Genomic DNA, 25,757 nt, shown 5'->3' on the forward strand with positions numbered 1-25,757 from the left:
CCGGCCGGCCCTGTCGTGTGGTGAACGCGACAGTTTGTGTCATCTCCGCGTGGCGGGGCAGACGCGGCAGTCATGAGTATCTCCCAGCCGAGCAGAGTCGACGAGGACGAGGTCACGGGGTCGGGGCCGGGGTCGGGGCCGGGGTCGGGGCCTGGCCCCGGGCAGGGTCCGCGGGTGGCGCGGCGTGGGCGGGTGGCCGGGCTCGACGGGTTGCGGACGGTCGCGGTGGCGTTGGTGATCGTCTATCACGTGGAGCCCGAGTGGGTGCCCGGTGGCTCGGTCGCGGTGGACGTCTTCTTCACGATCAGCGGCTTCGTGATCACCCGGCTGCTGGTGGCCGAGTACAGCCGTACCGGTCGGGTCGGTCTGTGGTCGTTCTACCGGCGGCGGTGGCTGCGGCTGGGGCCCGCCCTCCTGGTGATGTGCGCGGTCACGGCGCTGCTGTCCGTGGCGTTCGCGCTGCCCCTGTTCGACGGGGCGTGGAAGGCGGCGGCGCTGGCCGCGGGCTCGGTGGTCAACCTCGTACGGGCCGGGGAGTCCGGCCCCTACTCCGACCTCACCGCTCCGCTCAGTCACACCTGGTCGCTGGGGGTGGAGGAGCAGTTCTATCTCGCGTGGCCGATTCTGCTGCTGGTCCTGCTGCGGCACGCGTCGGCGCGTGCCGTCGTGGGGTGGGTCGCGGTGCTGTGTGTGCTTCCGGTGCTGTGGCGGTTCGCGCTGTGGGATCCCACGGCGGCGCACCGTATCTACAACGGCCCCGACACGCGCGCGGACCAGCTCCTCGTAGGAGCCCTGCTGGCCGTGGTGCTGGCCGGGCTGCGTTCCGGTGATCCTCGGCTGGAGCGGCTGCGCCGGTGGGCGGGGTGGTTGTGTGTGCCCGCGCTCGGGTGTCTCGGGCTGATCGCCTGGCAGGTGCCGATCACCGAACCGAGTGCGTGGAACCCCGTCTGGTACACCGTCGGGATGCTGGTCGCCGCCGTGCTGTCGGCCGTGGTGGTGGCCGCGCTGGATCTGTGCCCGGGGGCGTGGCCCTCACGGCTGCTGTCGCTGTCGGCCCTGGCGTGGGCCGGACGCAACCTCAGCTACGGCATGTATCTGTGGCACTACCCCCTGATCCGGCTGCTCGCCGACCTCGGAGTGGACGGCGCCTGGCGGCTCCCCGCGGGCCTCGCGGCGACGATCGCCGCGGCCCTTCTCTCGTACGCCGTCGTCGAGCGGCCCCTGCTACGACGTGACCGGCCCGTCGTGCGCCGGCCGGAGCCGGCTGTCGTCACGGTGGGCTGACCCCGCCCCGCGGGTCGGGACCTCCCCCGTCGACGGCTCACCGCCGTAGGGACTTCAGCAGCATCGGCAGTGAGCGGTGGAACTCGCGTGCCCAGTACGCCGGTGAGTGGGTGCCCGCGTAGAAGTGGGTCGTGACCGGGGCGCCGAGGGCGGAGAGGCGGGCGGCCACGGCTCGGGACTCGCGTTCCATGAGGGTCTCCGTCGGGGAGATCGCGTCCTCGGGGAACGGTTCGGCCGGGTCCTCAAGGCCGGGGATGTCCGGGTCGGCCGGTGTGCCGGGTGGGTCCAGGACGCCGGCCGTGCCGTCGCCGCTGGAGAGGTGGACGGGGGTGCCACGCAGCCGGGCGGCGAGGTAATAGGGGTCGTGGGCCTGCCAGTTGGCGCGCTGCTCGACCGGGTCGCCCCACAGGGACGTCCAGTCGAGGCCGAGGTAGGTCATGCCGGCCCGGACGGCGTGCGGGTGGCGCAGGGGGTGCACGAAGCCGCTGTAACTCGCCACCGCCCGGAACAGCCCCGGGTGCCGGCCCGCGTACGACAGGGCTCCGAACCCGCCCTGCGACTCCCCCGCGGCCGCACGACGGGTACCGGCCCCGTAACCGCGTTCCAGCAGCGGCAGCATCTCCCTGAGGTGGAAGGTCTCCACGGCGGGCGGGCCGCCCCGGCCGTTGTTGAACCAGTCCGTGTAGAAGCCGAAGAGCGGCATCTCGGGCATCACGACCAGGACGTCGCGCAGCTGACGCAGGTCCTGGATGCCGGAGTCGTAGTCCTCGGTCCAGGCCTTGTGGTTGCCGTCGCCGCCGACGAGCAGATAGAGCGTGGGCCAGGTCCTACCGGGCTTTCTGTCCGCCCAGCCGTCGGGGGTCAGCAGACGGACCTTGGCGGTCCGGCCGAGTGCGGGCGAGTCGAGGGTGAGGTCGACCAGCCGGTCGCCCACCTTCTCCTCGGCGACGACCCGGGCGCCCTGGGGCGCGGCGGAGGCGGCCGCGTCGGTGTGGGACACCGCCAGCCACAGCAGGAGGTCGGCGATCACCAGGACGAGGAGCAGACGTAGCCGTGCGGGGCTCCACCAGGACATGGCGCGGTCTCCTTTCCGTACGAGTCTCCGTACGCGAATCTGTACGTGGTTCCGTACGCGGTTCCGTACGAAGGTGTGTACGGGGGTGTGTACGTACGCGGCCGTCATGCGTCTCGCCCGCGCAGCGTCTGTGCCGCGAGCAGCAGCAGTACGGCCGTGCCGGCGGCGACCACGAGCAGCGACGGCCAGCCGCCGAGACTGCCGACCGTCTGCGCGGTGGCGTCGGAGGTCTGGGTGAGTTTCTGGAGCGCGGCCGTCGGCGAGAACCCGGCGATCCAGCGCTGGGCGCCGCCGAAGAGCGGGCCGAGGAGGGACGGCAGGAGAAGCACCCCCACGACCGCGGTGACGGCGCCCGCGGAGTGGCGGACGAGGGTGCCGGCCGCGAGACCCAGCAGCGCGGCGATCGCGAAGGATGCGGCGATGCCGAACAGCGCGGGCCACGGCTCCCCTTCGGCGTACCTGCCGTCCTCCAGCAGCGCGCCGCCGACCAGGTGGGCGAGCGCGCAGGAGAGCAGGGACAGGGCGTACGTCACTCCCGCGATCAGTGTCGCCTTCGCGGCCAGCACGGTTGCGCGCCGCGGGGTGGCGGCGAAGGTGGTGCGGATGGTGCCGGTGCCGTACTCGCCGGTGATGAGGAGAGCGCCTGTCACGGCGGCCAGGATCTGGGCGACGACGGCGAGGGAGAGGCTGCCGCCGAGCACCGTGTCGTCGGGTCGCAGACTCTCCGTGGCCGCGACGAAGACCGCGCCCAGGACGGGTACGGCGGCGGTCGCGAAGGTCGTCCACACCAGGGAGCGCACACTGCGGAACTTGATCCACTCGTGGGCGAGGGCCTGCCGGTACCCGGCCCGCGCGGTGGTGAGTGCCGTCATCGGGCGGCCTCCTGTCGTGTCCGGTACTCGGCCGAGTCCTGGGACAGGGCCGTGTAGACCTCCTCCAACGAGGAGCGGGTCGGGGTGAGTTCGTGCAGGGCGAGGCCGTGGTCACGGGCCAGGTCGCCGATGGCGCCGGCGTCGAGACCGTCCACACGCCAGCCGCCCCGCGCGTCAAGCCGTACGGTCGCGCCGCCGGCCCGCAGCAGATCGCGGAGCCGCTCCGGCTCCGGGGAGCGGACGAGCGTATGGGCGCGGGAGTTGGTCTCGATGAAGTCGCGGACCGTGGTGTCGGCCAGGAGTCTGCCGCGGCCGATCACCACCAGATGGTCGGCGGTGAGCTCCATCTCGCTCATCAGATGGCTGGAGAGGAAGACCGTACGGCCTTGCCCGGCAAGGGACTTGAGGAGGGTGCGGATCCAGCGGATACCCTCGGTGTCCAGGCCGTTGACCGGTTCGTCCAGCAGCAGCACCTCCGGGTCACCGAGCAACGCGCCCGCGATACCGAGCCGTTGGGCCATACCGAGCGAGAACGCCTTCACCCGCTGTCCTGCGACCTCGGTGAGTCCGGTCATCTCCAGGACGTCCGGCACCCGGTGGCGGGGAAGGTTGTTGCTCGCCGCGAGGCCGGTCAGATGGTCACGGGCGGTACGTCCGCCGTGCACGCCCTTGGCATCCAGCAGCGAACCGACCGTCCGCAGGGGCGCGGGCAGTTGGGCGTAAGGGCGGCCCGCCACCAGGACACTGCCGGAGGTCGGCGCGTCCAGGCCGAGGACCATGCGCATAGTGGTGGATTTCCCGGCCCCGTTGGGCCCGAGAAATCCGGTCACCCGCCCGGGCCGCACGCTGAACGTCAGCCGATCGACGACGGTCCGGTCGCCATAACGTTTGGTGAGGTCATGTGCTTCGATCATGCGAACGACGTTAGAAAGCGGGCGTGTTCCTGGCATCCGCCGCCGGGAGTCGGGGGGTACTCCCGCCGGAGTAGCCGGGGCGGGCGCGCGGGGCGGGCGCGCGGGGCCGGTACGCGGGGTGGTTACGCGGCGTGGTTACGCGGGCCTACGTCACCGGTCCCCCGCCCGCACCAATCCCGTCTCGTAGGCCAGGACCACCAGTTGGGCGCGGTCTCGGGCGGCCAGTTTGGTCATGGCTCGGCTTACGTGGGTCTTGGCGGTGAGGGGGCTCATGAGTAGTTCGTGGCCGATCTCCGTGTTGCTGAGTCCGGCCGCGACGAGGGCCATGACCTCGCGCTCGCGGTCGGTGAGGGCGGCTAGCCGTCCGGCGCCGGCCACCTCCGGGGTCTTGAGCCGGGCGAACTCCTCGACCACCGCGCGGGTGACGGCCGGCGCGAGGAGGCTCTGTCCGGCGGCGACCGTGCGGATGGCGGCGCGCAGTTCGTCGGGCTCGATGTCCTTCAGCAGGAACCCGGCCGCGCCGTACCGCAGTGCTTCGAACACGTAGGCGTCCACCTGGTAGGTGGTGAGGACGACGACCCGTACGCCGTCCAGCGTGGCGTCCGCGGCGATCCGGCGGATGGCCTCGATGCCGTCGACGCCGGGCATCCGGATGTCCATGAGGACGACGTCCGGCCGGGTCAGCCGGACGGCCTCGACAGCCTGTGCGCCGTCGGCGGCCTCGGCGACCACGACCAGGTCGGTGGTGAGGTCCAGCAGGGCGCGGAACCCCGCGCGGACGACGGTCTGGTCGTCGGCGAGCACCACCCGTACGGTCACCGTCGTCCCCCGCTCTCGCCGGCCGGAAGCACCGTCCGTACCCGGAAGCCGCCGCCGGGTACCGCCCCGTACTCGATGGTCCCCCCGGCCGCTGCGGCCCGCTCCCGCATGCCGAGCAGTCCGAAGCCGCCCTCCTTCGGTGGCGCCGCCGGCGGGCCGTCGTCGACGACCTCCAGTGTCAGGCTGCCCTCCGCGCGGACGACCGACACCGCCGCGTGCCGGGCGCCGGAGTGCTTGACGACGTTCGTCAGCGCCTCCTGGACGATGCGGTACGCGGCCAGCCCCACCAGCGGCGACAGCCCGTCCGGCGCTCCCTCCTGCCGGAGGGTGACCGTCACCTTCCCGCCCGTGAACCGGTCGACCAGCTCGGGCAGGCGCTCGATCCCCGGCGGTGGTTCGACCGGATCGCCGTCGCCCTCCCGCAGCACACCGACGGTGGCCCGCAGCTCCCGTACCGCCTCCTTGCCCGAGTCCCGCACCTGCCGCATCGCCTGCCGGGCCATGTCGGGCCGCACGTCGAAGCTCTCCAGGGCCACGCCCGCCTGGACGGTCATCGCGGTGACGGTGTGGGCGACGATGTCATGCAGCTCGCGGGCGATCCGCACCCGCTCCGCGCGGACCCGGCGGGCCGCCTCCCGTTCGCGTTCCCGCTCCGCGCGGGCGGCCCGGTCGGCGTACTCGTGGAGCAACTCCCGGCGCGTGCGGACCGCTTCGCCCAGCAGCAGCGGCACCAGCGGCCACACCATCTCCAGCACCGGCAGCCCCTGCGGGTTCACCACGTCCTTGCCGACCCACAGCGCGACCGCTCCCGACGCGAGCGCGGCGACCAGCCCGGTCCACAGGGTGCGCCGCCGGTCGCCGTGCACGGCGACGGTGTACAGCGCCACGATCACCGGCAGGTTCAGCAGCTCCCCGATGTGCCCGTACAGCGCCCAGCCCGCACACGCCGCCCCGGTCACCACCGCGACCGGCACCGGCCACCGGCGCCGCCACAGCAGTGCCAGCAGCGACACGGCGAGCAGCAGCCAGGTGAGCCAGTCCGCCTGCCGGTAGTCCGGTTCGTTCACCGCCGCGTCCGGCCCGGTGAACAGCCCGACGACGCCCACCACCAGTACGTCCACGGCACCCGGCGGCAGCGCCCGCAGCCGCGCGGGCAGCCGGTCAAAGGTCGTCGTCACGCGTCCACCGTACGAGCGGGGATGCCTGGGCGCATACGACAGCGGGAGTACACCACCGAGGAGGTCGGGTCGCCGTCGTCCCTACTTGACGCGGTCGAGGAAGGCGAGCACCCGCTCGTGGACCAGTGCCGTCGCCTGTTCGTCGTACGTCGGCAGGCTGCTGTCGGTGAACAGGTGGCGGTCGCCGGGGTAGAGGAACAGTTCGGCGTCCGGCGCCGCCCCGACCAGCTCGCGGGCGGCGTCCACGTCCCCCTCCTCGGCGAAGAACGGATCCGCGTCCATGCCGTGGATCTGCACCGGGACGTCCTGGGGCCAGACGTCGCCGAACTCCGAGACCGGCACGCACGCTTCGAGCAGCAGCGCGCCCTTCGCGCCGGGGCGGGTCTGGGCCAGCCGCTGCGCCGGCATCACACCGAGCGAGAAGCCGACGTAGACGAGCTCGGCGGGCAGTGCCCCGGCGGCGGCGATGCCACGTTCGGCGACCGTGGCGAACCCGGCGGTCCGCGCGTAGCCGATGCCCTCCTCAAGGGTGTCGAAGACCCGCCCCTCGTACGAGTCCGGGACGTGGACGGTGTGTCCGGAGCGTCGCAGCAGCTCGGCGAACTCGCGAACACCGGTGGTCAGACCGTGTCCATGGTGGAAAACCAGCACCTCAGCCATGTCACTCCCCTCGTGCCGCGGTACCCGGGTGGCGCCGCGGCACGAGTATGGACCGTGGCACTGACATCGACGGGTCGTCCGCCGGGCGCCCGCTCCCGTTCACGGCGTCCGTCGTCCCGTGCACCGGCCTCAGGGTGCCGTCTCGCCGGGACAGCCGGCCGGCTCGTGACCTCGGAACACCGCGCCCGGGGGCAGGGGTGGCGACCCTGGCGGAGGTGTACGCATTCCGTCCAGCAGCAGTCGCAGATAGCGCCGCCACAGGTCGGGCTCTCCCGTGCGGTCGGTGATCGCCGCCACCATCAACTGGATCATCGGCAGGTCCACGGGCGTCACGTCGGCGCGCAGTGTGCCCTGTTCCCGGGCCCGGTCGACGAGCAGGTCGACCAAGGGCTTGATCCGCCGGAGGACGAGGGTGTGCCGCTGGGTGGCCTTGCCCGTGCCGAGCATGACCTCGCGCAACCCACGGTCGTGCGCCTGGAGTTCACACACCTTCTCCAGGCTGGACGCCAGCCCGTGCCACGGGTCGGGATCGGCGGCGGCCTCCCGGGCGAACTGTTCGACACGGTCGATCATGTCCTCGAAGACCGCGTCGGCCAGCTCCTCCTTGTTGGCGAAGTGCCGGTAGGCCGTCCCCACGCCGAGCCCCGCGCGGCGGGCCACGTCGTCGAGGGTCGCGGTCAGACCCCGGTCGCGGAACACCTCGCGGGCGGCGGCCAGCAGGCGGCGGCGGTTCCGTTCCGCATCGCGCCGCAGCGGCGGTCTGCCGGGTTCAGCGGGCTCCGCCATGCCAGTCCTGCCGCCTTCCTGTTCCTGGTGGGGGGCGGATCGTCCTGCCCCTCGCACTGCGTCCAGTGTAAGCGGAGAAGTCATCTCCGGTTGGTGTTATGGTGAGCCAAGGAAACGGAGATGTCATCTCCGGTTATGGCTTCGCGTTGGCGGGAGAAGAGACATGCACGGAGAGAGCGGGATGGTTCAGCGCGGTGCGCGGAGCGCACGAACGGGCTCATGGCGGGGCCGTGCCGCCCTCGCCGCCACCGTCGCCGCGTGGCTGAGCCTGACCGCGTGCTCGTCGGGCGGCGACGGCTCGGCGACCGGTGCGTCCGGCACCGCGTCCAGCGCCGATGCGGGCGCCGGCGCCAAGAAGGCCGCGTGCCCCACGGACTCGACGGCCGGCGGAACAGCCGGCGGATCGCCCAGCGCCTCACCCGCCGAGTCGGCCGCCGGCACACCGTCGGGCGCCCAGGGCGGCGGCGGCATCGGCGACCTCGCGGCCAAGACCATCAAGAAGTCGGACACCAGCACCAGTACCGTGATCGATCCCACCGGCGCGCAGATCACGTGCGCGACCTCCGGGATCACGACCACGAAGGACATCACGTACTCCTCGCCGGTCACGGACGGCAAGAAGAGCGACCTGAAGCTGGACATCCAGGTGCCCACGGCCACGTCGGGCAAGAAGCCGCTGGTCGTCTATGTGACCGGTGGCAGGTTCAGCACGGCGATCCGCACCGCCAACCTGAGTCAGCGCACCTATCTGGCGGACCAGGGTTATGTCGTGGCGAGTGTCCAGTACCGCACGGTCAACGAGGGCGCCACGTACAAGGAGGGTGTCGCCGACCTGAAGTCCGCGATCCGCTATCTGCGCGCCAACGCCGACACATACGGCATCGACGCCGGCAACGTCGCCGTGTGGGGTCAGTCGGCGGGTGGCTACCTGGCCGCCATGGCCGGCGTCACCAACGGGGACAAGTCCTTCGACGTCGGCGACAACCTGGACCAGAGCAGCGAAGTGCAGGGTGTCGTCGACGAGTTCGGGCCCGCGGACCTGTCCCGGATCGCGGCCGACTTCGACAGTGCCGCACAGAAGGCCAACTACACGGCGGGCGACGCCGTCGCCCAGTGGGTCTACGGCCCCGGCACGAAGAAGTCGGTCGCGGACCGCACCAGCGAGGTCGCCGCCGCCGACCCGAGCACACACATCAACTCCAGGACCGCACCGTTCGTGCTGCTCCACGGCAGCGCCGACAACCTGGTCTCCCCCAGCCAGACCCTGGACCTGCACACCGCACTGCGCGCCGAGGGAATCGACAGCACCCGTTACGTCCTCACCGACGCGGGCCACGGCGACCTGTCCTTCACCGGCGACACCGAGGCGAGTAAGCCGTGGTCGACGCAGGAGACGATGGGCCACATCGTCGACTTCCTGCACAAGCACCTCAAGTAGTCCGGCCACCGACGACCGGTCCGGCCATCAACGACGACCCGGCCGCCCTCCGCCCTCCGACCTCCGACCTCCGGCGTCAGGCGTCAGCGTCGTCGGCGGCGAGGCCCACATGGGCGCCGATGTCGTCGCGGTCCGCCGCTCCGAGGACGGCGTTCAGCAGGCCGGGGAAGCGGTCGTCCAGGTCGCCGCGGCGCAGCTCGACGTAGCACCGGGTGCCTTCCTGGCGGGTGCGGGTGACGCCGGCGGCGCGCAGCACCCGCAGATGGTGGCTGAGGGTGGACTTGGCCACCGGTACCCGCAGTTCGCCCCAGCCGTGTTCGCGGCCGTCGGAGAGTACGCGCACCAGGCCGACCCGGATGGGGTCGTTGAGGGCCCCCATCACTTCCATGAGGGTGATCTCGTCCGGCTCGGGGTGTCGCGCCTGCTTCATGATGACCATGCTACATTGTTCGATGTTCTACGAACGTCGAACATCGAGGTGGCAGTGAACGCACATCCCCCCGCCCACTCACCCGCACATCCCCCCACGCATCCCCCCGCGGACTTCACCGGCCGAGTCGTCATCGTCACCGGCGCCGGATCAGGTATCGGCCGGGCCACGGCACGCGCCTTCGCGGGCGCCGGCGCGCGGGTGCTGGTCGTGGGGCGCCGCAAGGACGCCCTGGACGAGACCGCCGCCGGGCATCCGGGAATCGCCGTTCATCCGGCAGACCTGAGGGCCCCCGGAGCGGCAGAGGAGACGGTCGAGGCCGCCACCGCCCGCTGGGGTCAACTGGACGTGCTGGTCAACAACGCCGGAGCCGCCCAGCTCATGACGCTCGCCGACACCACCGCGACCGCCATAGCCGACGTCTTCGACCTCAACGTCACCGTGCCCAGCCTGCTGGCCCACCACGCGCTGCCCCACCTGCGCCGAAGCCGGGGCTCGATCACCAACCTGTCCAGCACCTACGGCCACCGCCCGCTGCCCGGCGGCTCCTACTACGCGGCCTCCAAGGCGGCCCTCGAACAACTCACCCGCAGCTGGGCCGCCGAACTCGCCGCCGACGGCGTCCGTGTCAACGCCCTGGCCCCCGGCCCGACCGAGAGCCAGGCCCTGGCGGCGGCCGGCCTCCCCGAGGCGGTCGTCGAGGACGTCAAACGGCAGGAGGCGGCCCGTATCCCACTCGGCCGCCGGGGCGAACCACACGAAGTGGCCACCTGGATCCTGCGCCTGTCCGACCCGGCCACCACCTGGCTCACCGGCCAGGTCCTCACCCTCGACGGCGGCCTGGAACTGATCTGACGGCCCTGGCAGGGTGCTGGAGCTCGGGGGTGTGCCCCAGCACCCTGGCCGGCCTCGCGCCGCCTGGAGGGGGCGGCGCAGGTCTAGGAGAAGAAGTCCACGAGGTGCGTGTTGACCTCGGTGGCGTGGGTCCAGCACAGGCCGTGTCCGGCACCCTGGATCGGGAAGTAACGGCTGTCCTTGATCAGGTCGTGGGCGCGGGGGCCGCACGCGTCGATCGGCAGGATCCGGTCGGCGGTGCCGTGGAGGATCAGGACCGGGACGTCGATCTTCGGCAGGTCGCCGCGGAAGTCGGTGTGCCAGGTGGCGACACAGGCGATGGTGCCGGTCGCGGACGCCGACACCGCGGTGTTCCAGGCGTCCTGCACCACTTCGGCGCTGATCCGGCTGCCGAGGGTCTCGTCGAGGTTGAAGAAGTTCTTGTTCCACTCGGTGAAGTAGGCGAACCGGTCGTTCGTGAGCGCGGTGGCGATCTCGTCGAAGGTCTCCTGCGGTACGCCGTCGGGTGTCTGCGGCGTGCGGAGCAGGTGGGGCAGGATGCCCGAGACGATCGCGGCCCTGCGGACCCGGGCCGAGCCGTAGGTGCCCAGGTAGCGGGCGATCTCCCCGCTGCCCATCGAGTGGCCCGCCAGATCGACGTCCTCCAGGTCGAGGGCGGTCAGCAGGTGGTCCAGGTCGGCGGCGAAGGTGTCGTAGTCGTATCCGGTGGTCGGCCGTCCCGAGCGTCCGAAGCCGCGCCGGTCGTAGGTGATGACGCGGCGCCCGGCGGCGAGCAGGGCACGCTCCTGGCGTTCCCAGGCGCGGCCGCTGAGCGGGAAGCCGTGGATCAGGACGACCGGACGGCCCCGGCCGTGGTCCTCGTAGTACAGCTCGACGGGCGCCGTGTTCTCGCGTCCGACAGTGACATGGGGCATGTGCTGCTCCTCGGAGGCGTGTGCCGGAGCCGGCGGGCACCGGCTCCGACAGGGGTGACTCAAGCGGGCACGAGGTAGGGGAAGTTCGGCCTGCGCAGTGCCTGACTGGTCGCGGGACCGAGGCCGCTGGGTACGGCGGTGTTGAGGACCAGGGAGAGCATCGTCTCGGGAGCGTTGTCGGCGAGGGTGCGGCCGTTGCGCACCGCGAGTCCGTAGCCGGCCGGGGTGCCCACGACGTACGGAAGGACGTCGGGGAACAGTTGCCCGGCGACCAGTTGGCCGTGGCCGGAGGGATCGGCCGAGGTGCCGGCGGCGCGTACCACCGCGGCCACCTGCTCGGCGATCCGCTCGCCCGCCGCGGCAACGTCCTGGCAGGGGTGGCGGATGTTGGCCGGATTGGTGAACTCGACGTCCGTGGGCCAGAAGACGGGCCACATCATCGGGTTCCCGGCGCGGTTCACCTGCCGCCAGCCCCCGGCGTCCGTGGCCAGTTTGGTCGCGGCCCACACCCCGACCCGGGCGCCCGGGCGCAACGCGGGGTGGGTGTGCGGAACTTCGAGCACGATCGTCTCGACCGTGGTGCCGGTGAAGCTGTTCGAGGCCGTACGTGGATCCCAGTCCGCCAGCTGTGGGGCGGAGCCGTCGGCCACGGCCGTGTTGACCCGGGCCAGCAACGACAGGTCGACGTAGAAGGAGTCGAAGACCCGCCCGGCGTACGTCCGTACCCCGCCGGTCTCGACGGTGCGGCCGGTCTGCCCCACGGCGAGCACCGGGGCGTCGGCCAGGTCTCCCGGGGCGTCGGTGCCGGTGAGCTCACGCAGTTGGTACATCTGCCCGCCGTCGGCGTCGGGTTCCGCGAAGGAGAACCGGTAGGTCAGCTCCTCGTAGTCCGCGCCGTCGAAGTGGACCTTGAACTCGTAACGGGCCTCCGGATGGAAGCCGGGCTCGGCGTACTTGCCGGTGATGTCGGAGTTGACGTCGAGGACGAACACGGTGCTGTTCACGCCGGGGAACACATACAGGTCGTCGATGAACAGCTGACCGCTCTGTGCGGCGAGTGGGGTGTCGAGGTGGTGGGACATGGGATCAACCTCGGGGATTGGGTTACCGACCGGCCCCTGACCGGATTTCCTCTAGGTGATGAGATAATCAGAACCGATTAGAATCGTCAACTGAAAGGGAAGTGGCCTTCGGCCCCTCCGCCACCACCGCGCGCAGCCTCCCGCGCACCTCGTCGGAGCCCAGGACGTGCCGGTGCACCGCCTCCACGTCCACCCCGCAGGGGCGGTCGTCGTCCAGGGCGGGCACGAGCCGCCGGATCGCGTCGTGCAGGAACCGCGGCCCGCGTCCCAGTACGGGCGGCGCGGCCAGGTCCACGGCCTGGGCGGCGACCAGGGCCTCGACGGCGAGCAGCTGGCCCAGCCGGACCAGCATCGTGGCCAGTCGCCGCGCTCCCAGGGCCGCGTTGGTCGAGTCGTCCTCCACGGCCGCCGCGCCCTGGCGGGTGTCGGTGCACACGGGGACGGACAGCATGCGGATCTCGGCGACGAGCGCCTGGGCGGTCTTGGCCAGCGGGGCGAAGCCCGAGCGTTCGGGACCGTACGGCGAGAGGTTGGCGGGCAGCCCGGTGACGGCCGGGTCGAGCAGCCGGCGCATACGCTCCGCGGAGAGCGCCGCGGTCTGCGTCAGGCTCAGCGCGAGGGTGTCGAGGGCGAGGGCCAGGGCGGGGGTGTGGAAGTTGCCGGAGGAGAGGATCCCGCCCTCGCCGGGCAGGACGACCGGGTTGTCGCCGCAGCCGTTGAGCTCCGGTCGCAGTGCGGCGTCGGCGAAGTCCAGGGCGGCGTACAGCGCGCCGTGCACCTGGGCCGCGCAGCGCAGGCTGATGGGGTCCTGGACGCGGCGCGCGTGCCGGGGATCGGTCAGTTCACCGCCCTCCAGCAGGGCGAGCAGTTCGCTCGCCGCGCCGGACTGACCGGGTGCCGGGCGCAGGTCCAGGATCCGGCTGTCGAGAGGGCTGGTGTTCGCCCGGAAGCCCTCGTAGGTCAGCGCCGTGACGGCCTGGGCGAGGGCGAGGAGGGCGGTCGCCTCGTGCAGGACGAGTGCGCCCTGGCCGGCCGCCAGCGGGCTGGCGCTGCACAGCACATGTCCGTCCTTCGGGCCCAGGCGGGCGGGGGTGAGGCCGGCCCGCCGCAGTGCCGTACCGCCGTCGAGCACCGTACCGGCGAACTCGGCGCTGCCCTCGCCGATGGCGACCAGGCCGACATGGGCCATCTGGCACAGGTCGGAGGCGCCGATCGACCCCACCTCGGGGATCACCGGATGCACCCCCGTGTTGAGCATGTCGACGAGCAGCCGCGCGATCTCCGGCCGCACCCCGCTTCCGCCGCCCGCGATGCCGTTGACGCGGGCGAGGACGGCGGCCCGGACGACGGGGACGGACAGCGGATCACCGACCGCGTTGGCCCGCCCCCGGACCGTACGGACACTGAACAGGTCGAGTTCGTCGCGGGGCAGCGCGTAGGACGACCGGGTGCCCAGCCCGGTCGTCAGGCCGTACGTCGGCACCTGGCGGTCGACGACGTCGTCCACGACGGCCCGCTCACGTACGAGGCGTGGCAACACCGCGTCGGCCAGGGCGACTTCGGCACCATGGTGGGCGACGGCGACGACATCCCCGTAGGACAGGTTCCGTCCGTCGAGGACGACCCGGGGCACCGTTTCCGTGGTGGATCCGGTGACGGTCCCGGTCATGAGAACCGGAGCTTCTGGCCGAGGCCGCGCTCTTCGGCCTTCTTCAACACGGCTGCGCCCAGCGCGATGTCGGAGAGGGAGAGCCCGCGGTGCCAGAACAGGTTCGTCTCGCCGGCGCTCTCCCTGCCGGGCTTGCGGCCGGCGACGATCTCGCCCAACTCGGCATGCAGATTGCCCTTGTTGAGCCGACCGCTGTCGACATGTGCGCGCAGGGCACCGAACGGACCGGCGTGTGCCTGGCCCCAGTCGTCGACGACGATCTTGTCCATGACGTCGGTGAGGGAGAGTTCGACGGCGCTGTTGGTTCCGTAGGGCACCACGAGGGATCCGGGGGCGATCCACTCGGTCCTCAGCAGCGGCGCCGGGGCTTCGAGCCGGGAGGCCTCCACCACGATGTCCGCGCCCTCCACACAGCTCCGCCAGTCCTCGGTCACGACGACGGGCTTGCCCAGGTCGCTCCGCAGCCGCTCGGCGAAGGCCTCCCGGCTCTCGGGGCGCCGCGAGTGGACGCGGATCTCGGCGAGGTCGAAGATCCGGTCGAGCAGCCGGACGTTCCAGTACGAAGTGGCGCGGGCGCCGATGTGCCCGAGCACCTTGGCGTCCGAACGGGCCAGATGGCGGGCCCCGAGCGCGGTGATCGCACCCGTGCGCATCTCGGTGATGGCGGTGGCGTCGACGACCGCCACCGGCATGCCGGTACGCGGGTCGAAGAGGTTCAGCAGCGCCATCTCGGAGGGCAGGCCCTGCCGGTAGTTGTCCACGTAGTCGCCCACGATCTTGACCCCGGCCAGCGCGAGCGGGGCGATGTAGCCGCGCAGGACGTTGAAGTGGCCGTTGAACGCGGGATCGGGTGTCAGGTGGACGCGGGGTTCGATGACCGTGTCGCCGGCGCCCTGGGCGCGCAGGCCGTCCTCGACGGCGTCGAGTATCTCGGCGTCGGTCAGTTCGAGCCGGGCGATGTCCGAGCCGTTCAGGAAGGTGAACCAGACCGGTTCCATGCGGTGTCTCCTTGCGTCTGAGCTGGCCAATTGTGAGTGGCACATCAGCCGTGGAACGGGGGCAATTCGGTCACCCTTGACCTGATTTCGTATGAACGTAATACAGCGTTCACAGGCGTCCATTGACTGCCATTCACTCACTCGCGACTCTGCATAGTCATATGCAGTCAGGTGAGGGGCAGTCTTGATCAGATTCGACGCGGTGAGCAAGAGCTATCCGAACGGCACAACAGCCGTGGACGAGTTGTCCCTCGATCTGGCCGAGGGCGGCACCACGGTCCTGGTCGGCCCCTCCGGCTGCGGCAAGACCACCACCCTGCGCATGATCAACCGGATGGTCGAGCCCACGGCCGGGACGGTCAGCCTGCACGGCCGGGACATCCGTGAGGTCAACGGCCCCGAACTGCGCCGCGGTATCGGGTACGTGATCCAGCACGCGGGGCTGTTCCCGCACCGGACCGTCCTCGACAACATCGCGACGGTGCCGCTGCTGCTCGGCTGGAGCCGGAAGAAGGCACGGGCGCGGGCGGCGGAGCTGCTGGAGCTGGTCGGCCTGCCCGCCGAGACGGCGGGGCGCTATCCGAGCCAGCTCTCCGGCGGGCAGCAGCAGCGCGTCGGGGTCGCCAGGGCGCTGGGAGCGGATCCGCCGGTGCTGCTGATGGACGAGCCGTTCAGTGCCGTCGACCCGATCGTGCGCGGGGAGCTACAGGCTGAGCTGATCCGGCTCCAGAAGGAGCTGCACAAGACGATCGTGTTCGTCACCCATGACATCGACGAGGCGATCAGGCTCGGCGACAACATCGCGGTGTTCCGTACCGGCGGCCGGCTCGCGCAGTTCGACACCCCCGAACGGCTGCTGGCGCATCCCGCCGACGACTTCGTGTCCGGCTTCGTCGGGCACGACCGGGGTATCCGCCGGCTGTCCTTCGTCGCGGCGGACCAGGTGCCGCTGCGCGACGGGCCGGTGCTTCCGCTGTCCTCTCCCGTGGCACGGGCCAGGGCGGCGGACGAGCCGTGGGTGCTCGTCGTCGACGACGCGGGGCGCCCGCTGGGCTGGGCCGCGGTCGCGGAGCTGCCGCAGAGCGGCACCCTCGCGCAGGCGCGGCTCACACCGCTCGGCCACACCTTCAGCCTCGTCGGCGACTCGGCACGGGCCGCCCTCGACTCCGCCCTGCTGTCGCCGTCCCGGCTCGCGGTGGGCGTGGACGCGGACGGCGCGGTGGTCGGCGTGGTGGACGCGCACGAGCTGGCGGCGGTGGCTGTGGTGGCGGGGGCGGGAGCGGGAGCGGTGGGGACGGAGGGGGCGGAGGGGACGCCCGATGGGGCGAGTACGGGGGTGGTCAGTGCCGTGGACACGAAACCGGCGGACCCGAACCCCGTAGACACGAACTCCGGAGACCCGAACCCGGTAGACACGAATTCCGGAGACCCGACCCCCGTAGACACGAACCCCGCGGACCCGGCCCCCGTAGACGTCACCAAACCCGGCACCCCCACCGCCGCCGAGGACCCCAGCCCGGCGGTGACCCATGACTGACGGTGAACCGCTGGTCCGCTGGGCCTGGATCGGTGATCACATCGGCGAGCTGGCCGACTACACCGGCGTCCACCTCAGACTCGCCCTGCTGCCGGTGCTGTTCGGGCTGGTCATCTCGATCCCCCTCGGCATCCTCTGCCACCGCTGGCGCTGGCTGTACCCGCCGGTGCTGACCGTGGCCAACATCCTGTACTCGATCCCGTCACTCGCCCTGTTCATGATCTTCGTCAAGTACACCGGGCTGACGGAACGCACCGTGATGATCCCGCTGACGCTCTACACCCTGTCGGTCCTCATACCGAACGTCGTGGACGGGCTGGCCTCGGTCCCCGATCCGGTCCGCCAGGCGGCCGTGGCGCTGGGATTCGGTCCCGTGCGCCAGGTCGTCCAGGTGGAACTGCCGATCGCGGTGCCCGTCGTCATCGCCGGCGTACGTGTCGCCGCCGTCTCGTCGATCAGCCTTGTCGCCGTGGGACAGCTGATCGGCCAGGGCGGCCTCGGCTACTACATCACCCGTGGCCTCCAGCTGGACTTCCCGACCCCGATCGTCACCGCGATCGCACTGATCATGCTGCTGGCGCTCGCCACCGACGCACTGCTCGTGCTGGCGCAGCGACTGCTCACCCCCTGGTCGCGGAGCAGGGTGACGGCGACATGAACGATCTCATGAACCAACTCGACCTCGTGGGCGACTGGTTGACGTCCTCGAAGCAGTGGCACGGCGCGGAGGGCATCCCGCAGCGGCTGCTTGAGCACCTCACGTACAGCGGCCTGTCGTTGTTCTTCGCCACGCTGATCGGGCTGTCGCTCGGGCTGCTCGTCGGGCACACCGGTCGCGGGGCGTTCGCGGTGGCGGCCGTCGCCAACCTCGCGCGGGCGATCCCCACGTTCGGCCTGGTGGTGCTCGTCGTCGCGGTCGGCGGGTTGAGCACCACCCCGGTGCTGGTCGCCCTGACGGCGCTCGCGGTGCCGCCGATCCTCATCAACACGTTCGAGGGGGTCCGGGGTGTGGACCCCGCCACCAGGGACGCCGCGCGCGGGGTCGGCATGACCGAGTGGGAGGTCCTGGTGAAGGTGGAGGTGCCGATGGCGCTGCCACTGATCCTGCTCGGTCTCAGGGTCGCCGCGATCCAGGTGGTGGCCACCGCGACCGTCGCGGCCTATCCCGGCCTCGGCGGCCTGGGCCGCTTCATCGTCGACGGTCTGGCCCGCAACGACTACGAGCTGGTCATCGGCGGTTCGACCGTGGTCGTGGTCCTGGCGCTCGTCGTGCAGGTGCTGTTCACCGCGTTGCGGCGCGTCGTCCTCTCGCCGGGCCTGAGGCTCTCGGCGTCCAAGTCCTGAACCACGTCCGGGCCCGCGGGCTCCGCGACCCGACCCGCGTCCGGGCCTGAAGGCTCCGCGACCCGACCCCGTCCGGGCCTGAAGGCTCCGAGACCTGAGCTGTGTCCGAGCCCCCGGGCTCCGAGAAAGGAAACACCCATGAAAGGCATCCACCGTGGCGCCGCCCTCGCCCTGGTCGCCGCGCTGTCGCTGACCGCCTGCGGCGGGGAGAGCGGCGGCGACGACAACCCGCTGGCCGGCGGTGGCGGCGACGGCGGTGACGGCAAGGCCATCGTCGTCGGCTCGGCGAACTTCCCCGAGAACCAGCTGCTCGCCGAGATCTACGCCGAGGCGCTGGAGGCCAAGGGCCTGACGGTGACCCGCAAGTTCAACATCGGCGCCCGCGAGGTCTACTACGACCAGGTCGCCAAGGGCGGCATCCAGGTCTTCCCCGAGTACAACGGGGCCCTGCTGGCGGTGGCCGTCGACAAGAAGAGCACCGCGACCAGCACGGAGGACATCAACGCCGAGCTGAAGCAGAAGCTCCCCTCGGAGCTGACGATCCTGGACTCCGCGGAGGCCGAGGACAAGAACTCCGTCACCGTGACCGCCGAGACGGCCAAGAAGTACAACCTCAAGACCCTCGCCGACCTCAAGTCGGTCGCGGGTGACTGGACGATCGGCGCCGGTTCGGAGTTCAAGACGCGCCAGCAGGGCTGGATCGGTCTGAAGGACATCTACGGCGTGGAGTTCGGGAAGTTCCAGCCGCTCGACGCGGGCGCCCAGAGCACCCTGCTGAAGCTGCTGAACTCGGGCGAGGTCCAGGCCGCGAACATCTACACCACGGATCCGGCGATCGTCGAGGACAACCTGGTGGTGCTCCAGGATCCAAAGAACCTCTACTCCTCGCAGAACGTCACACCGCTGATCTACAAGTCCGCGGTCGACGACACGGCCAGGGCGGCGCTCAACGGCGTCTCGGCCAAGCTCACCACCCAGGACCTGCTGGACATGATGAAGAAGCTCGTGAACGACAAGGAGGACGCCTCGGACGTCGCCAAGGAGTGGCTGACCAAGGCCGGCATCGTGAGCTGACCCGGCACCCGCTCTAGCCGGGCACCGGCGCCGTGCCGTGGTCGTCCTCCGCGTCGCCGGGCTCCAGGCTCGGCGGCGGGTTGCGGAACAGACGGGTGAGCCAGGCGAGATAGACCACTCCCAGGCCCAGCCAGATCAGTCCGAGGGTGAGTGCCGTGCCGTCGAGGTTGTAGAGCAGGTAGAGGTCCACGGCCGCGCCGATCGCGGGGGCGACGAGGTACGTCAGCGGGTTCGGCGCGGCCCCCTCGCGGCGCAGCCGGAGGTAGGTGGCGATGACGGCGACGTTGACGAAGGTGAAGGCGACGAAGGCACCGAAGTTGATGAACGACGTCGACGTGGCGACGTCCAGGCTCAGGGCGACGAGCCCGATGGCGCCGGTCAGCAGGATGTTGAGGGCGGGCGTGCGGTAGCGCGGGTGCACCCGGGCGAAGAACCCGCGGGGCAGGGCGCCGTCGCGGCCCATGGCGTACAGCAGGCGGGAGGAGCTGGCCTGGGCGGCGATGCCGGAGGCGAACTGCGCCACGACGAGTCCGGCGAGGAAGACCGACGAGAAGAGGTCGCCGCCGATGGTCTTGGCGATCTCGAAGGCCGCCGACCCCTCGTCGTCGAACTGCGCGCCGGGGTGGGCGAGTTGGGTGGCGTAGGCGACCGTCACGAAGATCGCGCCGCCGATCAGGGCGATCAGCAGGATCGCGCGCGGCATGGTCCGCTTCGGGTCGACCGTCTCCTCGGTGAGCGTGGTGACGGCGTCGAAGCCGAGGAACGAGTAGGCGGCGAGGGCGGCGCCGGCCGAGACGCCGGCCAGTGAGGTGGCGCTGTTGCTGAACGGTGTGGTGCTCGCGAGCGCGCCCGCTCCGCCGAGGTCGGCGACATGACTCAGTGACAGGGCCACGAAGACGAGGATGACCAGCACCTGGAAGACCATCAGCAGGTCGTTGACCCGTTCCGCGGTCTTGATGCCACGCACGTTCAGGGCGGTGGTGACGACGATGAAGGCGACGATCCAGACCCAGCCGGGGACGCTGGGGTACTGCGCCTGGAGATAGGCGCCGCCGATGAGCCAGATGACCATCGGCAGGAAGAAGTAGTCGAGCAGGGTCACCCAGCCGACGAGGAAGCCGAGCCGCGCGTCGAGGGCCTTGCGCACATAGGTGTACGAGGAGCCCGCGACCGGATAGGTGGCGGCCATCCGGCCGTAGCTCTGCGCGGTGAACAGCATGGCGACCAGCGCGAGCAGATAGGCGGTGGGGACGGCACCGCCGGTCTCGGTGGCGACCACACCGAACGTCCCGAGGACGATCATCGGTGTCATGTAGGCGAGACCGAACAGGACGACCGCTCTGAGGCCGAGGGTGCGCGCGAGCGCGGGCGCGGCGTCACTGCCGTGGGACATGGCGTGCTCCGGTGAGCTTGGGTGCAGAACAAGGGACTGCGGGGACGGTGAGGCGGGCTGTCGGGACGGTCAGGCTGTTGGTCTGTGGTGCGGGTGCCAGGTCCGTGGGTCGATGCGCCCGCCGTAGAGCGGCAGTTCGACGGGGACGTCGTCGTTGGTGAACTGGTCCCAGACGCGGGTCACACCCGCGGTGCCGTACGTCCGGACGCGGGTCACGTCGTCCAGGTCGATCACGTCGGTGAGGATCGTGGCGCCGTCGCCCGCCGCCTCGGCCCGGACCCGCCCTTCGGGGTCCACGACGAGGCTGTGGCCGCGGCCCACGGGACCGGCGGTGTTGACGCTGACCACGTGCACCTGGTTGACGATGGCGTTGGCGCGGGCCAGGACGGTCTCCTGGGCCCGGTCGGCGGTGGTGGTCATCACGGGGTTGACGATGACCTCGGCGCCCATCCAGGCGAGGTGGCGGGTGACCTCGGGGAACCACACGTCGTAGCAGATCGCGAGCCCGATCCGGCCCGTGCCCGGGATGTCGAAGACGACGAACCGGTCTCCCGGGTCGTAGGGCTCGCTGGGGCGCCAGGGAAAGATCTTGCGGTACGACGCCACCAGGCGGCCCTCGGGCGAGAGGACGACGGCGGTGTTGTACAGCTGCCCCTCGGGACCGCGCTCGCACAGCGTGCCCGGCAGCAGCCACATGCCCAGGTCCCCGGCGAGCTCGGCGAGCGCCTTGACGCGGGGGCCGTCGAGCGGCTCGGCGATCTCCCGGAGCCGGTCGTTCGCCTCCGGGCCAAAACCGTCGACACCGCACAGATGCAGCTCGGGGAAGACCGCGAGACGTGTATGCGGAAAGCGTGAGCGGAGACTCTCCACCTCGGCCGCAAAGCCGCTGAGCTGCTCGTTTGCGGGGTGCTGGGGGAGCTGCGCGAGAGCAATCGGAAGAGGGCGGGACATGGGAAGAGAAATTAGATCAGAATGAACAATTAAACAAGGGTTCCGTGACCGGTCCGCCGAGGACCGCCGGAACAGGCCCGTTAGGGTGATCGACATGGCCTCCACCGACGAGAACGGCACGCTCCCCTTCGGTGAGCTGACCGGTGTGAGCAGGCTGTCCGCCCTGGAGGCCGTACGCGCGAGGATCGCCCTGGCCGTGGACCTCGGGCTGCTCGCCCCGGGTGAGCGGCTTCCCGGGACCGCCGAGATAGCGGCCGGTCTGAAGGTCGGCGAGATCACCGTCCGCCGGGCCCTGGTGTCCCTGTGCGCCGACGGTGTCCTCGAACGCCGACGGGGCCGCAACGGCGGCACACACGTCGCCACCGAACCGACGCACGGCGCGGTCGTCGCCGCGGAGGCGTACCGCGCCGACCAGGCCGCCGTGCACCGTCTGATCGACCACCGGCTCGCCCTGGAGTGCGGCATCGCCCATCTCGCCTCGGGCCACGCCTCGCCGGACGATCTGTCCGAACTGCACGACCTGGTCGAGGAGATGGACCGGGTACCCAGCTGGGCGGAGTTCCACGGCTGCGACGAGCGTTTCCACCTGCGGCTGGCGGAGGCGACGGGCATACCCTCGGTCGCCGTCCCCTACGGCACCGTCCTCCGCGAGCTGTACCGCTACTACCTGCCCTACCCGATGGAAGCGCTGCGAGCGTCCAACACGGAGCACCGCCGGCTCATCGGCGCCCTGCGCCGCAAGGACGCGGCCGGGGCCGCCGAGGTGGCCCGGCGTCACGTCGACGTACTGCACAACACCATGTTCATGGGCCTGACGGACCCGACTCGCCAGGCCCCGGCCGAGGACCGCCCGAGGGGCGGGCCCGGAACATAGCCGGGCCCGCCCCTCCTGCGTCACGCCACTGGCGAGCGGCTACTTCACCGCCGGACTGCGCCGGGCCACGGTCCGTACCCCACTCCCGGACGACCGCGGCCGGCGGTCGCCCGCGGCCGGTCGCGGGGTGTTGGGGAGGGGTGTGGAGTCGACCGGGCGCCGCCCCGGCAGATCGCCGCTGAGCAGCGCGGCACCCAGCGGGGTCAGGGTGTGCACGACGTGGGAGCCGACGCGCATGCTGTGCGCGAGGTCCACGTCCCGCAGGGCGGCGACGTGTTCGCTGGCCGAGGGGGCCGAGATGCCGAGGCGCTGGGCGATCTCCCCGGTGGTCGCGGTGGCGTCCAGGGCGGCCAGCACCCGGGCGCGGGTCCGGCCGATCAGGGTGGCCAGCGCTTCGGCGCGCCGGTCGCGGGTGGCCTCCGGCGCCCAGGTCGTGGGATGGGCGACGGGGTAGGCGAGGACCTGCGGCAGCGTCGGGTCGGCCAGCGCGATGGGGGTGTTCCAGCAGAAGTGCGAGGGGATCAGCCGTACCCCGCGCCCGCCGAGGTACAGATCCCGGTCCTCCGGATAGCGCACGTGCAGTACGGGAGGGCGCCACACCATCAACGGACGGAAGGAGTCCAGCAGTCCGTGGACCCCTCGATCGCGCAGGGTGCGTGTCCGCAGGGCCCGGTCGGCCTCGGTGGTCCGGTCCGTTCCGGCCCAGTCCGGCGCCACGATGGTCTGGTGCACCAGCCGGAACGCGGTCACGACCTCGTCGGTCACCGTCCGGTCGCCCGCGGCCAGACCGTGCGCCCAGCGCGGCAGCGCGTGGGTGCCGGCCAGCCGGTCCAGTTCCTGGCGCCGCCGCGTCCCGGGCGTCGCGCGCAGTTCCTCCAGCGCGGGCTCCAGACCGTCGGCCGAGGCGTCGGGGGTCAGGAAGTCGGGCCAGTAGCCCGCCGACGCCGGGGCGAGGGCGGCAAGCATCCTGGCCGGTGTCACCAGTCCCTTCGCGGCCAGTCCGGCCCGGGCGGTGTGCCGCCAGTGGGCGAAGACGGGCAGGCCGCGCCGCGGTGCGGTCAGTTTGTGCAGGCCCAGGAGGGTCTCCCAGACCGGGTCCGGATCGCGCGCCAGACGGACGCGGGCCAGGTCCGCGTCAGTGAAGTGGATACGCAGCACTGTTACTCCCCCGATGTTCCGTTGCCACCGCCTGCCGTGCCGGTGGTCGGTCCGGACGGTGCGGCGGCTCTGCTTCGCCGGCCGTTCCGATGGTCGGTCGGGACGGTGCGGCGGTCCTGTTCCGCCGACTGTGCCGGTGGTCGGTCCGGACGGTGCGGCGGTTCTGCTGCGCCGACCGTACCGGTTGGTCAGTCCGGACAGTGCGGCGGTTCACAAGAGTCGCACGGAGGGGATCGGTCCAAGTCGGTGCGGGCGATGAGATTATGGGCCCGATCGATGCAGAGGCCTCTATGGCCGCAGGTTAAGGACGTGCGTGATGCCAGATCCGGGAGGTACGGCGGAGCCGAGCCTGCATCAGCTGCGGCTTTTCCTGGCGCTGGGCGAGGAGTTGCACTTTGGAAGGGCCGCCGCGCGGCTGCACATCGCGCAGCCCTCGCTGAGCCGCCAGATCCAGGAGCTGGAGCGGCGCCTGGGTGTCCCGCTGTTCGCACGCGACAGCCGCAGTGTGACGCTCACCGAAGCGGGCCGCGCCCTGATGGTGGAGGCGCGGGAGACGGTCGGGGCGATGGACCGGCTGCGGGTCCGGGCCGGGCAGTGGGCCCGCACCCTCTCCACGCATGTGGTGGTGGGGATGGTCGGCGCCGAGGCCGCCATGTCCTACACCCACGTGGTGCTTGAGCAACTGCGCGCACTGCATCCGGGGCTCACGGTGGAGATCCGTACCCTCGGCTTCGCCGAGCATCTGGTCCGGCTGCTCTCCGGCGACATCGACGTCGCCTTCCTCCGGCCCCCGGTACCCGCCGGCGTGGAGCTGCTGGAGCTGGCCACGGAGCCGCGCGTCGCCTGTCTGCCCGCCGACGACCCGCTGACGGAGCGCCCCGAGATCCTCCTCGCCGACCTCGGCGACCGGGTCTTCCTGGACGTACCGCCTGAAGTGCCCCGGGTGTGGTGGGACTTCTGGGCGGTGGACCCGCGCCCGGGCGGCCGACGGGTGCGGTACGGCCCGGTCGTGTCCGACATGGAGGGGCTGCTGCACGCGGTCGCCGCGGGGCAGGGGATGTGCTTTCTGCCTGCGGCGGCGCGGGAGTTCTTCCCCCGGCCGGGTGTGCGCTACGTCGACGTGGTCGACCTGTCCCCGTCGGTGTCGGCCCTCGGCTGGCCGGTCGAACACCGCGACCGGCCGGCGGTACGGGCGGTGCGCGAGGCGGCGACCGCGGCGATCTCCTCGGCCCGCTGGGAGCAGGCCCGCTCCCGCTGAGCCACCTCGCGGACGCGAGGTGGATCGGCTGCCGGCGCGCGCCGGGACGGTCTTTTCGGTCCAGGCCGAAAAGGGGGGCGGATCTCTCCGCGGATGGGCATGCTGCCGTGCGGGCGGGGAGCGGATCACAGCCCCCCGGCGTCCCTCACAACAGGAAGAGAGGCAACAGTGCGCATGCGCCTGGGCGTTCTCGCCACAGCCGCCGCGTTCGCCGGCATCGTCGCCATGGCTCCCACCGCGTCGGCCGAGCCCGACCCGCCGGGTTGCCCGAAGGGTTACTTCTGCGCGTGGAACGGGCCGAACCAGACGGGCCAGCTCGTGGTGAAGACCGCCGGTGACTGGTCCGGCTCCGTGTTCTTCGAGTCCCTCTTCAACAACGGCTACTCCTACCCCGGTGCCGACCACGTCGATGTGACCATCAACTACGGCTACGAGGACACCTTCTGCGTCCACCACAACCCGGGGCCGGGCCAGTACAAGTCCAACCACGCCATCTGGACGCGGATCCTCGCGGTGAAGTGGCGCGGCGAGTGCCCGTACCCCTAACCCCGGTTGTATGCCGTAGTACCTGCCCCACCGAACACCACACTCCTCATCACACCCGTCACCACAGGGAAGGAACCCGCTGTGCGTAAGCTCGCCCTCAGCACCCTGGCCGCCGCCGCCGCGTTCGCGGCCGTTGTCGTCACCGCCCCCACCGCCTCCGCCGAGCCCAACCCGCCGGGTTGCCCGAAGGGTTACTTCTGCGCCTACTCGGAGCCGGACCAGCGCGGCACGCTGCTGCTGGCGACGGCCGGCAACTGGAAGGGCGAGATCCACAGCGTCGGCTCCGTGTTCAACAACGGGTACGTGGCTCCTGGCGCCGACCACATCCAGCTCAGCTACGGCTACACCACGGAGGTCCGTAGCTTGTGTCTGCACTACAACCCGGGCCCGGGTCAGTACAAGGCGAACATCATCTACGCGACGATCGGGTCGGCGACCTGGCGCGGTGAATGCTGAGCCGTCGCACCCCCAGGGCGACGGTCTGAGCGGCAGCGTGCCCGCGTGCGCATCTGCCGATCGGGGGGCCGGCCCCCCCCGCCCCCCCCCCCCGGGCCCCCGGGGGGCCCCCCGGGGGCCCCCCCCCCGCCCCCCCCCCCCCCGCGCGCCGCGCCCCCCCCCCCCCCCCCCCCCCCCCCCCCCCCCCCGCGC

26 protein-coding genes are annotated in these 25,757 nt (G+C 71.4%); 11 read left to right on the top strand and 15 right to left on the bottom strand.

Going from position 1 to position 25,757, the window contains the following annotated elements:
- Positions 1-174: 174 nt before the first annotated feature.
- Positions 175-1,284, top strand: coding sequence for an acyltransferase family protein (locus ACIQAC_RS39685; RefSeq protein WP_402200433.1), 1,110 nt, complete (start codon positions 175-177; stop codon positions 1,282-1,284).
- Positions 1,285-1,321: 37 nt separating this feature from the next.
- On the opposite strand, the gene ACIQAC_RS39690 is transcribed toward ACIQAC_RS39685, so the two are convergent.
- From ACIQAC_RS39690 to ACIQAC_RS39720, 7 genes are all read right to left on the bottom strand, one after another.
- A complete protein-coding gene (locus ACIQAC_RS39690) occupies positions 1,322-2,359 on the bottom strand; it encodes an alpha/beta hydrolase (RefSeq protein WP_402200435.1) in 1,038 nt (345 codons plus the stop codon).
- 104 nt (positions 2,360-2,463) lie between these two features.
- Positions 2,464-3,231, bottom strand: coding sequence for an ABC transporter permease subunit (locus tag ACIQAC_RS39695; protein ID WP_402200436.1), 768 nt, complete (start codon positions 3,229-3,231; stop codon positions 2,464-2,466).
- Positions 3,228-4,145, bottom strand: coding sequence for an ABC transporter ATP-binding protein (locus ACIQAC_RS39700; RefSeq protein WP_402200438.1), 918 nt, complete (start codon positions 4,143-4,145; stop codon positions 3,228-3,230). The genes ACIQAC_RS39695 and ACIQAC_RS39700 overlap by 4 nt, the downstream gene beginning before the upstream one ends.
- Before the next feature lie 150 nt (positions 4,146-4,295).
- Positions 4,296-4,964: a response regulator gene (locus tag ACIQAC_RS39705; RefSeq protein WP_402200440.1), complete on the bottom strand. Its 669-nt coding sequence runs from the start codon at positions 4,962-4,964 to the stop codon at positions 4,296-4,298.
- The gene (locus ACIQAC_RS39710; RefSeq protein ID WP_402200442.1) at positions 4,961-6,142 is read right to left on the bottom strand and encodes a sensor histidine kinase; all 1,182 of its coding nucleotides are present in this window, start codon (positions 6,140-6,142) and stop codon (positions 4,961-4,963) included. The genes ACIQAC_RS39705 and ACIQAC_RS39710 overlap by 4 nt, the downstream gene beginning before the upstream one ends.
- An 81-nt stretch (positions 6,143-6,223) precedes the next feature.
- Positions 6,224-6,802 carry a dienelactone hydrolase family protein gene (locus tag ACIQAC_RS39715; protein ID WP_402200443.1) on the bottom strand — a complete coding sequence of 193 codons (579 nt, stop codon included), beginning with the start codon at positions 6,800-6,802 and terminating at the stop codon, positions 6,224-6,226.
- A gap of 129 nt (positions 6,803-6,931) precedes the next feature.
- Complete coding sequence (locus tag ACIQAC_RS39720) at positions 6,932-7,588, bottom strand: TetR/AcrR family transcriptional regulator (RefSeq protein ID WP_402200445.1); 657 nt, start codon at positions 7,586-7,588, stop codon at positions 6,932-6,934.
- A gap of 181 nt (positions 7,589-7,769) precedes the next feature.
- On the opposite strand from ACIQAC_RS39720, the gene ACIQAC_RS39725 reads away from it, so the two are divergent.
- Positions 7,770-9,026: a prolyl oligopeptidase family serine peptidase gene (locus ACIQAC_RS39725; protein ID WP_402200446.1), complete on the top strand. Its 1,257-nt coding sequence runs from the start codon at positions 7,770-7,772 to the stop codon at positions 9,024-9,026.
- 76 nt (positions 9,027-9,102) lie between these two features.
- On the opposite strand, the gene ACIQAC_RS39730 is transcribed toward ACIQAC_RS39725, so the two are convergent.
- Positions 9,103-9,456 (bottom strand): ArsR/SmtB family transcription factor, encoded by a 354-nt coding sequence (locus ACIQAC_RS39730; protein WP_402200448.1) that lies wholly within the window; start codon positions 9,454-9,456, stop codon positions 9,103-9,105.
- Positions 9,457-9,510: 54 nt separating this feature from the next.
- Between ACIQAC_RS39730 and ACIQAC_RS39735 the strand changes: the two genes are divergently transcribed.
- Positions 9,511-10,311 (top strand): SDR family NAD(P)-dependent oxidoreductase, encoded by an 801-nt coding sequence (locus tag ACIQAC_RS39735; protein ID WP_402200449.1) that lies wholly within the window; start codon positions 9,511-9,513, stop codon positions 10,309-10,311.
- A gap of 83 nt (positions 10,312-10,394) precedes the next feature.
- On the opposite strand, the gene ACIQAC_RS39740 is transcribed toward ACIQAC_RS39735, so the two are convergent.
- The 4 genes from ACIQAC_RS39740 to ACIQAC_RS39755 form a co-directional block, all read right to left on the bottom strand.
- Positions 10,395-11,225: an alpha/beta fold hydrolase gene (locus ACIQAC_RS39740; protein WP_402200451.1), complete on the bottom strand. Its 831-nt coding sequence runs from the start codon at positions 11,223-11,225 to the stop codon at positions 10,395-10,397.
- A 59-nt stretch (positions 11,226-11,284) separates the two neighbouring features.
- The gene (locus ACIQAC_RS39745; protein ID WP_402200453.1) at positions 11,285-12,307 is read right to left on the bottom strand and encodes a DUF4331 family protein; all 1,023 of its coding nucleotides are present in this window, start codon (positions 12,305-12,307) and stop codon (positions 11,285-11,287) included.
- Positions 12,308-12,374: 67 nt separating this feature from the next.
- The gene (gene hutH, locus ACIQAC_RS39750) at positions 12,375-13,976 is read right to left on the bottom strand and encodes a histidine ammonia-lyase (RefSeq protein ID WP_402200455.1); all 1,602 of its coding nucleotides are present in this window, start codon (positions 13,974-13,976) and stop codon (positions 12,375-12,377) included.
- Positions 13,973-14,974 carry an ornithine cyclodeaminase family protein gene (locus ACIQAC_RS39755; RefSeq protein ID WP_402200457.1) on the bottom strand — a complete coding sequence of 334 codons (1,002 nt, stop codon included), beginning with the start codon at positions 14,972-14,974 and terminating at the stop codon, positions 13,973-13,975. The genes hutH and ACIQAC_RS39755 overlap by 4 nt, the downstream gene beginning before the upstream one ends.
- Positions 14,975-15,158: 184 nt before the next feature.
- Here ACIQAC_RS39755 and ACIQAC_RS39760 point away from each other — a divergent pair, with 184 nt between their 5' ends.
- The 4 genes from ACIQAC_RS39760 to ACIQAC_RS39775 all read left to right on the top strand — a co-directional run bounded on the left by ACIQAC_RS39760 (position 15,159) and on the right by ACIQAC_RS39775 (position 18,929).
- Positions 15,159-16,511, top strand: a complete 1,353-nt coding sequence (locus tag ACIQAC_RS39760; RefSeq protein WP_402200459.1) for an ATP-binding cassette domain-containing protein — start codon at positions 15,159-15,161, stop codon at positions 16,509-16,511.
- Positions 16,504-17,169: an ABC transporter permease gene (locus tag ACIQAC_RS39765; RefSeq protein WP_402200460.1), complete on the top strand. Its 666-nt coding sequence runs from the start codon at positions 16,504-16,506 to the stop codon at positions 17,167-17,169. Before ACIQAC_RS39760 ends, ACIQAC_RS39765 begins: the two co-directional genes overlap by 8 nt.
- Positions 17,166-17,855, top strand: a complete 690-nt coding sequence (locus tag ACIQAC_RS39770; RefSeq protein WP_402200462.1) for an ABC transporter permease — start codon at positions 17,166-17,168, stop codon at positions 17,853-17,855. The genes ACIQAC_RS39765 and ACIQAC_RS39770 overlap by 4 nt, the downstream gene beginning before the upstream one ends.
- Before the next feature lie 138 nt (positions 17,856-17,993).
- Positions 17,994-18,929, top strand: a complete 936-nt coding sequence (locus ACIQAC_RS39775; RefSeq protein WP_402200463.1) for an ABC transporter substrate-binding protein — start codon at positions 17,994-17,996, stop codon at positions 18,927-18,929.
- A 13-nt stretch (positions 18,930-18,942) separates the two neighbouring features.
- Here ACIQAC_RS39775 and ACIQAC_RS39780 read toward each other — a convergent pair whose 3' ends face one another.
- Together ACIQAC_RS39780 and ACIQAC_RS39785 are read right to left on the bottom strand one after the other, a co-directional pair.
- On the bottom strand, positions 18,943-20,322 hold the full coding sequence (locus ACIQAC_RS39780) for an APC family permease (protein WP_402200464.1): 1,380 nt from the start codon (positions 20,320-20,322) through the stop codon (positions 18,943-18,945).
- Positions 20,323-20,391: 69 nt separating this feature from the next.
- The gene (locus tag ACIQAC_RS39785) at positions 20,392-21,273 is read right to left on the bottom strand and encodes a carbon-nitrogen hydrolase family protein (RefSeq protein WP_402200465.1); all 882 of its coding nucleotides are present in this window, start codon (positions 21,271-21,273) and stop codon (positions 20,392-20,394) included.
- Positions 21,274-21,367: 94 nt separating this feature from the next.
- Between ACIQAC_RS39785 and ACIQAC_RS39790 the strand changes: the two genes are divergently transcribed.
- Positions 21,368-22,147, top strand: coding sequence for a FadR/GntR family transcriptional regulator (locus ACIQAC_RS39790; RefSeq protein ID WP_402200467.1), 780 nt, complete (start codon positions 21,368-21,370; stop codon positions 22,145-22,147).
- Positions 22,148-22,186: 39 nt separating this feature from the next.
- Here the strand turns inward: ACIQAC_RS39790 and ACIQAC_RS39795 are convergent, their stop codons facing one another.
- Positions 22,187-23,305, bottom strand: coding sequence for an ArsR/SmtB family transcription factor (locus ACIQAC_RS39795; protein ID WP_402200469.1), 1,119 nt, complete (start codon positions 23,303-23,305; stop codon positions 22,187-22,189).
- Positions 23,306-23,621: 316 nt separating this feature from the next.
- Between ACIQAC_RS39795 and ACIQAC_RS39800 the strand changes: the two genes are divergently transcribed.
- The 3 genes from ACIQAC_RS39800 (at position 23,622) to ACIQAC_RS39810 (ending at position 25,565) form a co-directional block, all read left to right on the top strand.
- Positions 23,622-24,563: a LysR family transcriptional regulator gene (locus tag ACIQAC_RS39800; protein ID WP_402200471.1), complete on the top strand. Its 942-nt coding sequence runs from the start codon at positions 23,622-23,624 to the stop codon at positions 24,561-24,563.
- Between the two features lie 174 nt (positions 24,564-24,737).
- The gene (locus tag ACIQAC_RS39805) at positions 24,738-25,109 is read left to right on the top strand and encodes a peptidase inhibitor family I36 protein (protein ID WP_402200479.1); all 372 of its coding nucleotides are present in this window, start codon (positions 24,738-24,740) and stop codon (positions 25,107-25,109) included.
- Positions 25,110-25,190: 81 nt separating this feature from the next.
- Positions 25,191-25,565 carry a peptidase inhibitor family I36 protein gene (locus ACIQAC_RS39810; protein WP_402200473.1) on the top strand — a complete coding sequence of 125 codons (375 nt, stop codon included), beginning with the start codon at positions 25,191-25,193 and terminating at the stop codon, positions 25,563-25,565.
- The last annotated feature ends 192 nt before the right edge of the window (positions 25,566-25,757 follow it).

It is taken from the genome of Streptomyces sp. NPDC088387 (assembly GCF_044753385.1).
Lineage (GTDB): Bacteria > Actinomycetota > Actinomycetes > Streptomycetales > Streptomycetaceae > Streptomyces.

Excerpts from the sequence above, each read along its gene's own strand:
- ACIQAC_RS39690 (WP_402200435.1), bottom strand. The coding sequence starts at position 2,359 with ATGTCCTGGTGGAGCCCCGCACGGCTACGTCTGCTCCTCGTCCTGGTG.
- ACIQAC_RS39695 (WP_402200436.1), bottom strand. The coding sequence starts at position 3,231 with ATGACGGCACTCACCACCGCGCGGGCCGGGTACCGGCAGGCCCTCGCC.
- ACIQAC_RS39700 (WP_402200438.1), bottom strand. The coding sequence starts at position 4,145 with ATGATCGAAGCACATGACCTCACCAAACGTTATGGCGACCGGACCGTC.
- ACIQAC_RS39715 (WP_402200443.1), bottom strand. The coding sequence starts at position 6,802 with ATGGCTGAGGTGCTGGTTTTCCACCATGGACACGGTCTGACCACCGGT.
- ACIQAC_RS39720 (WP_402200445.1), bottom strand. The coding sequence starts at position 7,588 with ATGGCGGAGCCCGCTGAACCCGGCAGACCGCCGCTGCGGCGCGATGCG.
- ACIQAC_RS39725 (WP_402200446.1), top strand. The coding sequence starts at position 7,770 with ATGGTTCAGCGCGGTGCGCGGAGCGCACGAACGGGCTCATGGCGGGGC.
- ACIQAC_RS39730 (WP_402200448.1), bottom strand. The coding sequence starts at position 9,456 with ATGAAGCAGGCGCGACACCCCGAGCCGGACGAGATCACCCTCATGGAA.
- ACIQAC_RS39740 (WP_402200451.1), bottom strand. The coding sequence starts at position 11,225 with ATGCCCCATGTCACTGTCGGACGCGAGAACACGGCGCCCGTCGAGCTG.
- ACIQAC_RS39745 (WP_402200453.1), bottom strand. The coding sequence starts at position 12,307 with ATGTCCCACCACCTCGACACCCCACTCGCCGCACAGAGCGGTCAGCTG.
- hutH (WP_402200455.1), bottom strand. The coding sequence starts at position 13,976 with ATGACCGGGACCGTCACCGGATCCACCACGGAAACGGTGCCCCGGGTC.
- ACIQAC_RS39755 (WP_402200457.1), bottom strand. The coding sequence starts at position 14,974 with ATGGAACCGGTCTGGTTCACCTTCCTGAACGGCTCGGACATCGCCCGG.
- ACIQAC_RS39765 (WP_402200460.1), top strand. The coding sequence starts at position 16,504 with ATGACTGACGGTGAACCGCTGGTCCGCTGGGCCTGGATCGGTGATCAC.
- ACIQAC_RS39770 (WP_402200462.1), top strand. The coding sequence starts at position 17,166 with ATGAACGATCTCATGAACCAACTCGACCTCGTGGGCGACTGGTTGACG.
- ACIQAC_RS39775 (WP_402200463.1), top strand. The coding sequence starts at position 17,994 with ATGAAAGGCATCCACCGTGGCGCCGCCCTCGCCCTGGTCGCCGCGCTG.
- ACIQAC_RS39780 (WP_402200464.1), bottom strand. The coding sequence starts at position 20,322 with ATGTCCCACGGCAGTGACGCCGCGCCCGCGCTCGCGCGCACCCTCGGC.
- ACIQAC_RS39785 (WP_402200465.1), bottom strand. The coding sequence starts at position 21,273 with ATGTCCCGCCCTCTTCCGATTGCTCTCGCGCAGCTCCCCCAGCACCCC.
- ACIQAC_RS39790 (WP_402200467.1), top strand. The coding sequence starts at position 21,368 with ATGGCCTCCACCGACGAGAACGGCACGCTCCCCTTCGGTGAGCTGACC.
- ACIQAC_RS39800 (WP_402200471.1), top strand. The coding sequence starts at position 23,622 with ATGCCAGATCCGGGAGGTACGGCGGAGCCGAGCCTGCATCAGCTGCGG.
- ACIQAC_RS39805 (WP_402200479.1), top strand. The coding sequence starts at position 24,738 with ATGCGCCTGGGCGTTCTCGCCACAGCCGCCGCGTTCGCCGGCATCGTC.